The following is a 13801-nucleotide window of genomic DNA, read 5'->3' as shown; positions in this document are numbered from 1 at the left end:
ATGTAAAAATCCACCTAATGAGTAGGTGGATTTTATTTATTCTTAGCAGGTGTTGGATTAAGTCTTCTAAACATTTTCAGTAGAGGTTGGTAATCCTTCCCTACTAACCCTATAACTTCAACAAATAGTTCTATTAAGAATAATAGAACAGCTATTAATAGAATCGATCCTAAAATTTTTGCTTGGGAGAAAATAATCGCATTTAAGCTAAAGAACGCCGCAATCATATAAATCATGATAACTGTTTGACGGTGTGAGTAACCCATATTTAATAAGCGATGATGCAAATGGGATTTATCTGGTGCATATATCGGTTGCTTGTTCACAATTCTTCTAACAATCGCAAAAAAAGTATCCGAAAGAGGAACACCTAGAATTAATACAGGAACAACAAATGAAATCATTGTTACTCCTTTAAATCCTAATAGAGATAGTACCCCTATCATATAGCCTAAAAATAGGGCTCCAGTGTCTCCTAAGAAGATTTTTGCAGGATGGAAATTGTAGTACATAAATCCTAATGTACTTACTAGAACTAATGTGGAAACCGCCACCACATAAGTATTGCCCATAATAATCGCCATAACTGAAATCGTGATTAAAGCAATGGAGGATACTCCAGCTGCTAGTCCGTCTAATCCATCAATTAAATTAATCGCATTTGTAGTGGCCACAATCCAAAGAATCGTAAATGGAATCGCAAAGTAACCAAAGTAAATTTGTCCACCAAAAGGCAAATTAATAAATTCAACTTGTACTTGAATCCCACCCAACAAGACTACAGTTAAAGCAGCGACAATTTGCAAGAATAACTTAATTTTTGCTGACAACTCAAAAATATCATCAAGTATTCCCGTAATAATGATAATGACACTACCTAACATAATGGCTAGATGCACTTCTTTAGATGGACTAAAAATGAAAATACCAAGAAGAAAACTGATATAAATGGCTAACCCGCCTAAGCGTGGCATGATTTTTTGGTGTACTTTCCTATTATTAGGTTTATCCGTAGCACCTATTTTAAAGGCTAACTTTTTAACAAAAGGTGTGATAATCAAGGAGCACATAAAACATAATATTAAGGTCAGGTAAAACATATAGACCCTCCTTAGAACATATCATGCCCTATTCAGTATGAGATTAGAATCGGCATATAATTACAAATAGCGTGCTTAGTACAACAAAATCATTCAAAAAAGTTTGTTTTTCTACATAATGAGCCTATTATAACACAGTTTCATTTTGTTGAGTGTTACGTTTTCATTGCTAAATAAAATCTTTACAAACTTTACCAAACCTTTTGGAATAATGGACTATTCATATATATGACGACTTTTTATTTTTAGAAGTTTCATTTATGCCCTAAGAATTTCACTTTTAAAACCTCTATCACGAACCTTGGCAACACCAGCATCCTTCTCCATCTGGAAGGTTGTTTTAACAGTCGATAAAACCATTCTAACTTTAATTTCTGCCAAAACGCTGGTGCCCGTTTAACCTCACCCGCTAATACATCAATACTTCCCCCAACGCCAATAAAAATTCCTTTTGTAAATTCGTTTAGATTTTCATATATCCATTTTTCCTGTCGAGGAAAACCTAATGCCACTAAAACAATATCAGGTTGGAGCTGTTGGATTTCTTTTTGAATTTGCTTATCTTCCCAGTTAAAATAACCGTGATGATGCCCGATTAAGTTTAGGTTGGGAAACTGAATTTTTATATTCGTAACTGCTTTTTCGTTCGTTTCTTCTTTTCCACCAAGAAGGTAAACCTTCCATTGATGCTCATTGGCTCGGTTAAGAAGCTCCATTGTCATATCAAAGCCCGTTACACGTTCTTTAATGTAGTTATTTAATATTTTTGCACCGATTAAAATCCCAACCCCATCAGGAGTCACGAAGTCTGCTTGTCTAACCATTTGCATGTAATCATCGTTTTCATATGCATGCATCACGATTTCAGGATTTGCTGTTACTACAAACGTTTTTTGATTGGATTGAATTCTATTGGTTAAAGTGTTTACCATTTCATTGAAGGTTACATTATAAAATGGCACATCTAATACATTTATTATTTTATTTTTCATATACAATTCCTTTGTTTTAAAATGCTATTTATTTTTAAACAGTACCATTTAAAATGACAATTATAAAGTAAAAATAAAAAAGACTCTGTCTAATAGAGAGACAGAGCAAAAGGAAAGCAATCAAAAATATTGTTCCCCGAATTTAGTTTTTTTAAACTAGTTACAACTATAGTAGTGTTATTTAGATTTCAAAGCAGGGCTAACCCCACCTTGCTTCTTAATCGCATTTTCCCTAAATTCTTTTCGTTCTTCTTTTGACATACTTTTATACATTTTTAGGAACTTTTTATATTCTGGGAGGACTCTCTCCATTTCTCCGTAGTCTCTAACCTCCCCGTATTCTAGCCATAGTGCTTTTTCACAGAATTCTTTAATCTGGCTTAAGGAGTGACTCACAAAGAAAATGGTCTTTCCTTTTTCTTTAAATTCTTCCATCTTCTCTCGTGACTTCTCAGCAAAAACTTTATCTCCTACTGAGAGTGCTTCATCGATTACTAAAATATCCGGGTCAACTGTAACTGATATAGCAAATCCTAATCTAGATTTCATACCACTTGAATATTTTTTTACCGGCTGATCAATAAATTTGCCAATATCAGCAAATTCAATGATTTTAGGTTCCAATTCTCTAATTTGCTTCTTATTAAATCCAAGCATTAGACATTTAAGTTCAATGTTCTCTCTGCCAGATAATTGATTATTTAAGCCAGATGAAATGGCAATTAAAGAAGTTTGGCCGGTCGTTTTCACTGATCCAGATGTCGGAGGAATCACTCCAGCAATAATATTAGAAAGTGTTGATTTCCCCGATCCATTTACGCCAATAATACCAATAACATCTCCCTTTTGGGCAGTGAAGCTGATGTCTTGGAGTGCATAAAAGTCCTCACCATATCCACCTGGCAGAATAATATCAAGCAGCTTTTCAGAAGGCTTTTTATGCATTTTATATTTTTTAAAAACGTTTTTTACAATAACAGTTTCTTTCATTTTTTCACTTCCACTTTATAAGTAGTCAATAAAATGATTTCTAAATTTCAAATGTAGAAACGACCCAATGGTAAATAAAACAAGAATAAGCGACCAAAAATAAATAGTGTATTGTACATTTTCAATCATAAACCAAGATGTCCCTAATAATGCTGAACGATAACCCTCAACTATATAGTACAGTGGATTAACCATCATGATTAACTGGACGAACTCTGGTAATTTTTCTGAATGTTTTGGTGTCCATAATAATGGTGATAAATATATTAATGTCCTTACTACCGCCTGAACAATCATTTGAACATCCCTTACTATCGTAGCAAGAGTTGAAGTTATTAATGAGACTGCTAAAAGTAATGCGATAGTAGCGAACATAAAATAAAATAACTGCAAATAATAAATCGAAATCGTATACCCTGCAAATTGAAGTATTATAGCAATGATGGCAGTAAGCACTATATGAGGATATAGTTTTGAGAAAATGACATAAGTCGGTATAACACTCATTGGAAAATTCATTTTAGCAATAAAATTTATTCTAGTATATATTGACTTAGATGCTTCTAGTATGGCTGGATTAAAAAAGAACCATACCGCTATCCCCGATAGCATCCAGTGGATATAAGGAATACCTCCTACTGGCTCTCCGCCTCTAATCCCATATCCAAATACAAACCAGTAAATCCCGATTTGAATCATTGGATTAATGAGCTCCCAGAGCATTCCTAAATAGTTATTATTATTAGAACTTTTAACCTCAAAAAGTGAAAGCCTGATTATTAAATAAAAAGAACTAATTTGCTCCTTTATGACAGTAAGCATTGACTTCATAGTATAAATCCTTCCTCAGTTAAAAATATACCCTTAAGTTAAAAAATTTAGCCCCGAAGACAGTTAGCTCCGAAGCATTTAAAGATATTGTTTAGTTTTCTTACTTTGAGTATCAAAAACGGCCTTAACTACATTCTCACTTGAAGTACCTAAAGAGTATCTATTCCACTTTAATGAGAAGTCTTTAATCGTTTCTATGTTAAAGCTTTTTTCTCTAATGAAGTTTATAATCTCAGAGGTTTCTCTAACCACAGGACCCGGAACCATCTTCTCATAATCCTCCCAGAGTCCTCTATCATTTATATATTCTTCTAAATCATACGCAAAGAATATCATCGGTCTATTTAGTATGGAATATTCATAAAGTATCGATGAATAATCTGTAATCAAGTAGTCAGAAATCAGTAATAGCTCATTTATATCATATTTAGAACCTGAATAATCGTAAACAAAATTAGGATATTCAACAGTAATATCACTATTGATTTTAACAGCTGGATGCAAACGTAATGCTACTACATAGTCTTTGCTCAATTCTTTATACATAAGATCCAGATCCAATTTAAGCTTAAACTCATCCAACTCTTTATCCCTATAAGTAGGAGCATATAAAATTACTTGTCTATTATTAAGTTGCTGGATTTCTACCTTTTCAGCACTATTTTTATAAAAGTAATCTGTTCTTGGAATACCCGTTTTAAGTATATTTTTACTTGTTAGTCCAAATGCCATCTGAAATATTTCCGACATAGTATCCGAACCTACTACAACTTTATTGAATTTACTATATACTTGCTGAAATCGATCTAATGCTTTCTTACTTCTATGCTTGACGGATTCATCCATTAAACCAAATTTTTTAATGGCTCCGGATGCATGCCAAAGCTGTATACAATCCACATCTTTTTTAAAATTAGTTGCAGAGAGAAACCCAAAATAATTATCCACAAATATAGTCTTTGAAGTAGCAAGATGAAAGATAGAAACCAAAAAATAATATGGATTCTTTGAATTCAATGGTACCAAACTCACATCTTTATATTCTAGAAAATATCTTTCACTTGACTTTTTACAGTGCACAATTACTTTATGCTGTATATTTTGTCTTTTCATTTCATCTAACACATATTTACTGTTATCCCCAAAGCTTACTATAAATAACACATGTTCTTTTAGTGGGAAGAGCTTGAATAGGCTAAAGAACACTTTGATTAAAAAGAGATAAATAGTAATAATCAGTTCTCTTAGCATTTTACCCTCCACTAAGATCAGTTTTTATTACAGTAGTAGAAATTCCTTCTGTCCTTGGAAGATAAATGACCTCGCAATAGTCCTTTAAGAAGTCAAAATGACCTTCCCAGTCACTACCCATAACAAAAACATCAATGTTATGTTCTTTTACATCATTGATTTTTTGTTCCCAACTATACTCTGGTATGACCTCATCTATATACTTAATAGATTCTAAGATTATTTTTCTGTCTTCATAGCTGTGATAAGATTCTTTATTTTTAATTTTATTAAATCCATCTGTTGACAGACCTACAACAAGTATATCACCTAAGGCTTTTGCCCTTCTAAACAGATTAATATGACCTACATGAAGTAAATCGAACGTTCCGTATGTTAAAACTTTCCTCAATATATATCATCCTTAGTTTCGGAAATATGATAAGAAGCTATTTAAACTATTATATATCTAGCGGATAGCATTTACAAATAGACATTAATTTGTATAGATATTGACCTTTTAATTTGTATAAAGGCTTTTATGTCACTTCTAGTAACCCTAACAAACTACATCATCTCATGGGGTTTCAAGTAATTTATTATAAACATACAAGCATAAGCAGCCAGCTAATATAGCCGGCTACTAAATACTTAAGACTACTCTTTTCCCTCATCTATATCATTTTTGCCTAAGATGAGTTCATCTATTACCCTAGAGCTTGATTCCCCATCTCTATGATCAAAGAAGTATTCCACAAATGGAGGAATCTTCTCCATTTTAAAATCTTGTTTCTTAATAGATTGGACAATTCCCTCCGTCGACCTAAGAAGAGGCCCAGGAATAAAGGAAATGAAATCAAAATAAAAGTCTCTTTTATGAACATACTCTTCTACATCGTACGCAAAGAAAAGCATTGGTTTGTTTAATAAAGCATATTCAAAACAAACGGAAGAATAGTCAGTTATTAACACATCCGTTATAAACAGTAAATTATTGATTTCCCTATAAGAAGAAAAATCATAAAAGAAGTCACTATATTGATAAGGTATATTAAAATCATTTTTGACGAAAGGATGGATTTTAAATAAAAATACATATTCATCCTTTAGTTCATTATAAAGCTTTTCAAGATCGAGTACTTCCATTGGATAATAGGCTGATTGCTGTCCATTTCCTCTAAATGTAGGAGCAAAAGTAATCACTTTTTTCCCACGTAAGAAAGGAAATTCCTCAAGAAGTTCAGTTCGTACTTGTTCTTTATATTTCTCATCAAAAAAGATGTCTGTTCTTGGAATCCCTGTAGCAATGACTTTTGCTTCGTCGATTCCAAATCCTTCTGCATAATATTTTGCTACACTTTTTGAGCTTACAATGGCCTTTGTATAGTTACGGTGGTTTCTAGATTTTGGTGACGGTCCACCTGGACGACCTAACCTACTAAAACCAAATGTCTTAAACGCACCAACCGCATGCCAAAGCTGAATTAATTCTGCGTTTTCACGGATCGTTAAAGGGTATACCATTGGATAAAAATCATCTAAAATAATGAATTTTGAAGTTGCCAAATGATAAGCAAGCTCTCTAATTTCTTTGTAAGTTTTTTTCTGGCCAACGCCCCTCTTTAGCATAAAGTGATAATCCAATGGTAAATCACGTTTTAGCATTTCCTCATACACAAATGCAAAATTCCCACTCATATCACTGCGGCTATCAGAAGCAAAAAGAACCTTATTTTCTTTTAATGGGCGTAAACAATACCATTTGTAAAGCAGCTTAAAAACGAAACTGCTGTAGAATCTATAGAACAATCCTCTACTGGTTTCTTCTGCATCTAAGCCCATTTCAGAAGGGTCTAAGTCCTTGAGTTTAGATGAAACAATCTTCAAGGTTTTTACAGATTGATCATATGTAACCAATAGATTAAATTTTAATTCTCTTTTAGCAGTAAAGTGCTCCATTTTAGTGGAATGGAATCCGTTGTTTAAAAATTGCTGAATGTTTCCAAGTGGAAATTGCTTAACATAGCGACTATCTCCGGGAACATGCACTTCTACTTCTAAATAGGTTTTATACTCTGAGTCAGGTAACGGACTATTGTTTTTACTTAAGGTAGCAAAATTTATTTCTCCCTTGAACCCTGACCACTTATATAAATGATCAATATTCTCATCTAAATTTAATTCATTAAACGGGATGTCCTGAAGTGGTATAACAATCCTAACTCCCATTTTACTAACAAGGACAAGACGTTTTTTTACCAAATCCTCATCAAGCATTGGTAGATTTTCTAAATAATAATAGCCCTTAAGTGTTAATATCGGGCCATTCCATTTCATAAAAGTTACTTTACGTTTCGGAATTAACTTTTCATCTTCTCCAACCATTTGATTAATTAAAGGAATGGAATCTGCTAAATTATCTCTACTGATAATAATGCGATCCTTATCAACCAATAAGGGTGGTTCATTAATGGCTTCAATATTTGCATTATTAGATCTCATTCTTCTTAATCTACGTTTAACCCGAGATAACATGTTCTTACCCCTATCCAAAAAACTTTTTTTCATACAATGTTCAAAATACAAAAAAGGGGATTTATTTAATCCCCAGACAAAAAATCAATCCTTCTTAAGCAAATCATCAACAATACGTGCACTAGCTCTGCCATCTTGATAATCAAAGAATAAGTCTCTAAACTCTTTGACCTTTTGAAAGTCAAATTCTTTATTGACCAGCCAATCTGCAAGTGATCTTGTATCTGTTAACAGTGGTCCAGGAATAAACGATTGGTAATCATAATAAAAATCACGTTCTCTAGTATACTCCTCAAGATCATTAGCGAAAAAACCAATAGGGCGGCCTAATAAACTATAATCAAAAATAACCGAAGAGTAATCTGTTATTAGTATGTCCGCTATTAGCATTAATTCTTCAACAGTAAACTCACCTTCAACATGGCAAGAAAAATCATCATTTCCTATATCAAAGCTCTTTCCCATACGCATATATGGATGTAAATGAACGATGATGGCATAATCTTTTCCTACTAGCTCCTTTAGTAAGGGAAAGTCAATTGGACTGATAAAATCATCTTGATAATGACTTTTCCCCCTAAAGGTAGGTGCGTAAAGTATTAATTTTTTATCACCTAGTCTAGGAAAAAGCTGTTTAAACTTGTGAAGTAAGAGCTCTTTATTTTCATTATTATAAAAAAAATCTGTTCTTGGAACACCTAGGTTTTTAATGTTACTAGTAGACATCCCAAAAGCTTCTGCATAGAACGGTTTAACATTTTTAGAACTAACATACACTCTTGAGTAGTTCGAGTGTACATTAACGACTTTTAGATATTCAGCACTCGTACCAAAAGTCTTATCCATTGTACTTAAACCAAATTTTTTAAAAGCTCCTGCAGCATGCCATAATTGAACAACCTCGGTTCCGTTTCTAAGCTTAACTAGATAAACAGGAAAATAAAAATCGTCAATAATAAAATAACGAGATGTTGCTAGCGCATAGCTTGACTTTATCATATGAAGAATATAATCTAATTTTCCAAGAAAGCTGCTGTTAAACTTTTTAATCAGAAATTGATACGTATAGTCCGGATGTCTCGTGAACATTTCATTATATACAAATAATAAATTCCCATCCAACTTGCTTGACCTATAAGAAGCAAATGTTATCTTATCTTTATTAACAGGAAAGATTAAACAACATATCCAAAAGGATATTCTGATAATCTGTTTAACAAACAGCGTTGGAATTAAATTTACTTTCACAGCCCTTCCTCTACTCTCCCCAATTTTACTTCTATATCTTCCACTCTATAACGGTCTTCCCCCACGAAGAGGTTAAATCCTTTTCAAAAGCATCATTAATATCCTGTATTGTTCTTACTACTTGTACTTCTCCGACAAGAGTACCTAAGTATTCAACAAACTCTGGATGTTCTTTCATAAATTCAACTGTATTTTCAAAGTCAGCACGACCACTTCTGCTACTCCCTATTACCGTAATACCTTTTTCTAGAATCATCCTTGTATTAATTTCAATCGGATATTCAGAAACACCCATTAATGAAATGGTTCCTTCCGGGTGAAGATAATCAATAATTTGGTTAATAGCATACTGGCTTCCCTTACTACCTACTGCCTCAAATGCATGATCAATTTGAAGGTCCTCAGGAATTTGATCGATTTGGTAGGCCTCATCAACGAAAGAAAAATGCTCCAACTTATATTGATTCTTACCGAAAATCATCACTTTGCTTTCAGGATAGCGTTTCTTTAATATTAATGATGTAATATAGCCTAGATTTCCGTCGCCCCATACCCCAAAATTGGATCTTCTAACGTGAGCTTTCGCTTCAAAACGAACTAAACAATGCATAGCGATTGTGATTAGTTCCATAAATGCCGATACATGGGGATCAAGGTCTTCAGGAAGAGTGACAAAACGGTCTCTTTTTAAGAAAACATAGTCCTGCATGAATCCGTCATACCCACTGGATCTAAACTTACTGCTTCTTAAGTAATTTTCTGCAATAACATCATCATCTTCCACTGGAGTATTCGGGACCATAACAACTGGAGTCCCTGTTTTGAACTCATTTAGTGGATCATATACAATTTTTCCAATTCCCTCATGAATTAAAGCCATAGGTAACTTTTTGGCCATTGCCTCTTTACCTCTTGTTCCTGTATAGTACCTCTGATCAGCGGCACAGATAGAAAGGTAAGTTGGTCTAACAACAACATAGTCAGACTGAAGGGAACGATCCTTATAAGTGATTTCAAATTGACGTGGAGATACTAAACGATATACCTGATTGATCATCGTGAAATCCTCTCCTGTAGAATAGCATCAGCAACCTTTAAATCATAAGGTGTAGTTACTTTAATGTTAAATACTTCTCCTCTTACTAACCTTACCTGGTCACCTTTTAATGCAAAGATTTTACAAGCATCTGTCAATATTTCTTTTTGAGCACTATCTAACGAATCATAATAAGTCACTAATTTTCTAATATTAAAACTTTGTGGAGTTTGCCCTTGATACATCATATCTCGGACAGGAATGTTTGAAATGACTTTACCATCCTCTGACTGGATGATCGTATCAATTGCTTCTATTACTGTATCTACCGCTCCATATTCAATAGCCGAATCAATATTTTCTTCAATAATTCTATGAGTTAGAAATGGCCTTACCGAGTCATGTGTAACAATAATATCATCGTCGTTTATACCAAAAGTCTTTTCAATGTATTTAATTCCACTCATAATTGATTCATTACGGTCTTTACCACCTTCTACAACAACAACGCGTTCGTTTTTACCTAGATGTTTTTTTATAATGTCTTTTGTATGAATAATCCAATCTTTAGGTGAAACAATGATAATTTTTTCAAATCTATCATTTAATAGGAATTTTTCAATTGTATGGATAATGATCGGTCGATTATTGAGTGGTAAATATTGTTTAGGCATGTTAATATTACCCATACGCGTCCCTTTACCACCAGCAAGTATTTCTGCATATATCAAGAAAAACATCTCCTTCAACCACTAAATTTATTACTTTAACTTGTATACTATTATTTTCTGTCGAAAAATCAATATTAATGTAAACATATGACATTGCAACCCATATACAATATACACGCTTTTCTAAGCAATTTCAAATATATTAAGGATTACAAAAAAGCAACAATTGTATTACACTCCTCCAGAAATAATCATACTTTCAGGATATTTTAAACAGGTAAAGGTATTTTAATACTGGAAGCTACCCTGAAGTATTTTCTACTTTTGATCCCAAGTCTCATAAGAAAGTGTTACAACTAAAGATGGGAATGTTTTACTAATTCAAAATTGCTTAATAGCTACTGAATGAAGCACATTTCTTTGAAGAATAAATAACGTTTATCCTCTATTAATTATTCTAAATACTCTTAAATTTTCATATGAATTACTAATCAACTATTTGGGAAAGATAGATGTAATTAAACCGATGGAGTGTGACAGATATGTTTGGGAGAATAAAGAACGTATTTGAAAATCAAGAAGAGATTGCTGAAGAATATATAGTTAGTGTTGATTTCAAAGCTGAAGAAGATGATATCGAGGAAAATCCTGACAAGCATTATTTATACTTTTACTAAGGCAGTTCTCATACTGATTATTGTATTTAGTAGTTAAAGTAGTTCTACAAATATAGATGAAAGGCTTTTTCTAAAACAAACTTAGTTTAGGATGTATCTTTATAATTAAGTTTAAAAATGCATTAGCAACAACGTTTTAGAAAAATGCCTTTTTCTTAAGTCAATCGAAAATATATAAGCTTCTCCCTTCCCTCTCTTTACTAGAAGAAGGAGGGAAATACCAAAAAATCCGAGCCCCTTAATTTTATTCCTTCACTTGTATAGTAGAATAGCTCTTATTATTCCTACTGTCAGAAGCGATTACTTTTAAGGAAGAACCCTTTATTTGCTTTTTTATCTTAACCGTGAAATCTCCTTTGCTGTTGGCTTTCCCAATCCCTATTTTTTCACCACCCAATAGTATAGATATTTTAGCAAATGGTTCAGTTTTCCCCTTAACAACTAAACTAGTTGACTTTACGCTATATACCTTTGGTTTTGTAGGTGGAATTTTATCTATCACTGTTATAATTAATGGAGAACTTTCATTATTCGATAGATCTTTCACTGTAATAGATAGCTTTGTTCCAGCTATTTGTTTTTTGATTTTAATCTCAAATTTCCCACTTTTATTGGAAAAAGACTTACCGACAATTACTTTTCCCCTCTTTATTACAACCATGGAACCTGGCTCAGCCTTTCCCATAATTAGTGTATCTTTATTACTAATCTTAGTGAGTTTAGGTTTACTAGGAGCCGTTCGGTCTGCCACTATCACTTCTATTAATTTACTGCTATTACCTGCTCCATCTTTTGCAGAGACGATTAACCTAGTTCCGGCCTTTTGTAATGGAATTTTAACTTTATAGGTTCCATCTTCTTTTACTGCCCCATAGTAAATACCATTTGCTGTCTCGATACTAATTGTAGCTCCTACCTCCGACTTACCAGTTACGTAAGCTAACTTATCGTTAACTTCATTTACTTTAGAGAGTGGTGGTGGTGTTTTATCCAAGACCGTTATGATTGTTGGTTCACTTACATTTCCTATATGATCTCTTACAATAATGGAAAGCTTTGAATTACTACTCTGTTTAGGAAGCCTCACCTGGAATACCCCTCCATTAGCTATCCCACTATATACCTTCCCTATTTCAGTTTGTACAAGGATATTCCCTTCTTCAATGTTATCCAATAATTTACCTTTAACTACAATATCTTGATCACTAACAGAGTCTACAATAGGTTGTCTTAATAATCTTAAGGTGAGTGCTTTTTCCAGATTAATTCTTCCATACCCATAATAAAGATCTTTACCTGGTGTACCTAAGTCATCCACTGCTGTAATTATTCTTTTTGCTACATCTAGATTTGTTAAATGAGGCTCTAGAGCCCAAATAAGTGCTGCAGCACCTGCAACCATAGGAGAGGCCATGGAAGTCCCACTCATATAGCCTAATTGATTGTTAGGCAGTGTGGATAGAATATTATAACCTGGTGCAGATACATCTATATGAGAACCAAAATTTGAAAAGCTTGCAAATTGATCTTGTTCATTTGTAGCACTTACTGAAATTACCTCTTTGTAAGCAGCAGGATAATAAAACTGACTATTAGATTCATTTCCTGCAGCTGCAATAATAACCAAACCTTTCTGATAAGCATTTTGAATCGCTTCCTCTAGCTCCTTTGAATAGGAAGGCATCCCTAAACTAAGATTAATTATTTTTGCTCCATTTTCCAAGGCATAATGTATACCTTTAATAATATCTGAGGTATACGCATATTCCCCATTAAAAACATTAATTGGCATAATTTTAGTTTTAGGAGCAACTCCACTCCCACCAAATTGATTATTAATAGATGCAGCAATAATTCCTGCCACATGAGTCCCATGCTTACCTTGATTAATCTCACTTCTTGATTGAGTGATAACGTCATATGGAAAGACAATCTGATCTTTCAAATCGCTATGGTTCAATTCAATACCGTCGTCAATAACAGCAACTATAACTTCCTTCATGCCCATTGTTTTTTCCCAAGCAACACTAGAGCCTAATATATTGTGGTGCCATTGTTTACTAATGTGGGGGTCATTAGGTAGATAACTGCGCTTAACTATGTAATCTGGTTCTGCATTTATAATATTGCCTTTTTTATTTAGTTCTTGTACATGTTCATTAATATCCTTACTTGAAACTTTAACAGCAACCACTTTTTCGTCTTTATTCAAACTAGAATCGACAACCTCATAATTGGACAAAGTATTCTTATCAGGATTTTCCTTAAACCTAATAAGAATTTGATCTGTTTCAATACTTTGATTCATTGGATGTTCCCCAACGGTTCCTCCTTGAACAACCGAAGTATAGTTCCAATTGAAGTATGTAATTAGAAGCAATAGTAGTATAGTTATGCTTTTTCTCAAAGATGTTCACCAACTCTTTCATCACGATCTTATACCTCTGTTAGTAAATATATCGGACAAACCTTCACCAAATTTATCCTTAAC

At 33.2% G+C, this 13801-nt stretch carries 11 protein-coding genes and 1 pseudogene; 1 reads left to right on the top strand and 11 read right to left on the bottom strand.

The window, feature by feature from the left end:
- Positions 1–32 precede the first annotated feature (32 nt).
- From SM124_RS09225 to SM124_RS09180, 10 genes and pseudogenes are all read right to left on the bottom strand, one after another.
- Positions 33–1100, bottom strand: a complete 1068-nt coding sequence (locus SM124_RS09225) for a glycosyltransferase family 4 protein (protein ID WP_322446219.1) — start codon at positions 1098–1100, stop codon at positions 33–35.
- Between the two features lie 254 nt (positions 1101–1354).
- The gene (locus SM124_RS09220) at positions 1355–2092 is read right to left on the bottom strand and encodes a WecB/TagA/CpsF family glycosyltransferase (RefSeq protein ID WP_322446218.1); all 738 of its coding nucleotides are present in this window, start codon (positions 2090–2092) and stop codon (positions 1355–1357) included.
- A 204-nt stretch (positions 2093–2296) separates the two neighbouring features.
- Positions 2297–3082, bottom strand: a pseudogene (gene tagH, locus SM124_RS09215) (teichoic acids export ABC transporter ATP-binding subunit TagH); the annotation flags it as partial.
- Between the two features lie 15 nt (positions 3083–3097).
- On the bottom strand, positions 3098–3913 hold the full coding sequence (locus SM124_RS09210) for an ABC transporter permease (protein WP_322446217.1): 816 nt from the start codon (positions 3911–3913) through the stop codon (positions 3098–3100).
- A gap of 78 nt (positions 3914–3991) precedes the next feature.
- Positions 3992–5164 (bottom strand): CDP-glycerol glycerophosphotransferase family protein, encoded by a 1173-nt coding sequence (locus tag SM124_RS09205; protein WP_322446216.1) that lies wholly within the window; start codon positions 5162–5164, stop codon positions 3992–3994.
- Position 5165: 1 nt separating this feature from the next.
- Entirely contained in the window at positions 5166–5555 is a 390-nt protein-coding gene (gene tagD, locus SM124_RS09200; protein ID WP_322446215.1) for a glycerol-3-phosphate cytidylyltransferase, read from the bottom strand.
- A 245-nt stretch (positions 5556–5800) separates the two neighbouring features.
- Positions 5801–7678 carry a CDP-glycerol glycerophosphotransferase family protein gene (locus tag SM124_RS09195; protein ID WP_322446214.1) on the bottom strand — a complete coding sequence of 626 codons (1878 nt, stop codon included), beginning with the start codon at positions 7676–7678 and terminating at the stop codon, positions 5801–5803.
- 84 nt (positions 7679–7762) lie between these two features.
- On the bottom strand, positions 7763–8926 hold the full coding sequence (locus SM124_RS09190) for a CDP-glycerol glycerophosphotransferase family protein (RefSeq protein ID WP_322446213.1): 1164 nt from the start codon (positions 8924–8926) through the stop codon (positions 7763–7765).
- A gap of 31 nt (positions 8927–8957) precedes the next feature.
- Positions 8958–9983, bottom strand: a complete 1026-nt coding sequence (locus SM124_RS09185; RefSeq protein ID WP_322446212.1) for a ribitol-5-phosphate dehydrogenase — start codon at positions 9981–9983, stop codon at positions 8958–8960.
- The gene (locus tag SM124_RS09180; protein WP_322446211.1) at positions 9980–10693 is read right to left on the bottom strand and encodes an IspD/TarI family cytidylyltransferase; all 714 of its coding nucleotides are present in this window, start codon (positions 10691–10693) and stop codon (positions 9980–9982) included. The genes SM124_RS09185 and SM124_RS09180 overlap by 4 nt, the downstream gene beginning before the upstream one ends.
- 482 nt (positions 10694–11175) lie before the next feature.
- Between SM124_RS09180 and SM124_RS09175 the strand changes: the two genes are divergently transcribed.
- Complete coding sequence (locus SM124_RS09175) at positions 11176–11310, top strand: hypothetical protein (RefSeq protein ID WP_322446210.1); 135 nt, start codon at positions 11176–11178, stop codon at positions 11308–11310.
- A gap of 244 nt (positions 11311–11554) precedes the next feature.
- On the opposite strand, the gene SM124_RS09170 is transcribed toward SM124_RS09175, so the two are convergent.
- Complete coding sequence (locus SM124_RS09170; RefSeq protein ID WP_322446209.1) at positions 11555–13618, bottom strand: S8 family serine peptidase; 2064 nt, start codon at positions 13616–13618, stop codon at positions 11555–11557.
- Between the last annotated feature and the right edge of the window lie 183 nt (positions 13619–13801).

This window comes from Robertmurraya mangrovi (genome assembly GCF_034427655.1).
Classification (GTDB): Bacteria; Bacillota; Bacilli; order Bacillales; family Cytobacillaceae; genus Robertmurraya_A; species Robertmurraya_A mangrovi.
Note: the sequence above shows the minus strand (reverse complement) of the source record. Positions and strands in the feature narration are given on the sequence as shown.

Excerpts from the sequence above, each read along its gene's own strand:
- SM124_RS09170 (WP_322446209.1), bottom strand. The coding sequence starts at position 13,618 with ATGAATCAAAGTATTGAAACAGATCAAATTCTTATTAGGTTTAAGGAA.
- SM124_RS09185 (WP_322446212.1), bottom strand. The coding sequence starts at position 9,983 with ATGATCAATCAGGTATATCGTTTAGTATCTCCACGTCAATTTGAAATC.
- SM124_RS09210 (WP_322446217.1), bottom strand. The coding sequence starts at position 3,913 with ATGAAGTCAATGCTTACTGTCATAAAGGAGCAAATTAGTTCTTTTTAT.
- SM124_RS09220 (WP_322446218.1), bottom strand. The coding sequence starts at position 2,092 with ATGAAAAATAAAATAATAAATGTATTAGATGTGCCATTTTATAATGTA.
- SM124_RS09225 (WP_322446219.1), bottom strand. The coding sequence starts at position 1,100 with ATGTTTTACCTGACCTTAATATTATGTTTTATGTGCTCCTTGATTATC.
- SM124_RS09205 (WP_322446216.1), bottom strand. The coding sequence starts at position 5,164 with ATGCTAAGAGAACTGATTATTACTATTTATCTCTTTTTAATCAAAGTG.
- SM124_RS09195 (WP_322446214.1), bottom strand. The coding sequence starts at position 7,678 with ATGTTATCTCGGGTTAAACGTAGATTAAGAAGAATGAGATCTAATAAT.
- SM124_RS09175 (WP_322446210.1), top strand. The coding sequence starts at position 11,176 with ATGTTTGGGAGAATAAAGAACGTATTTGAAAATCAAGAAGAGATTGCT.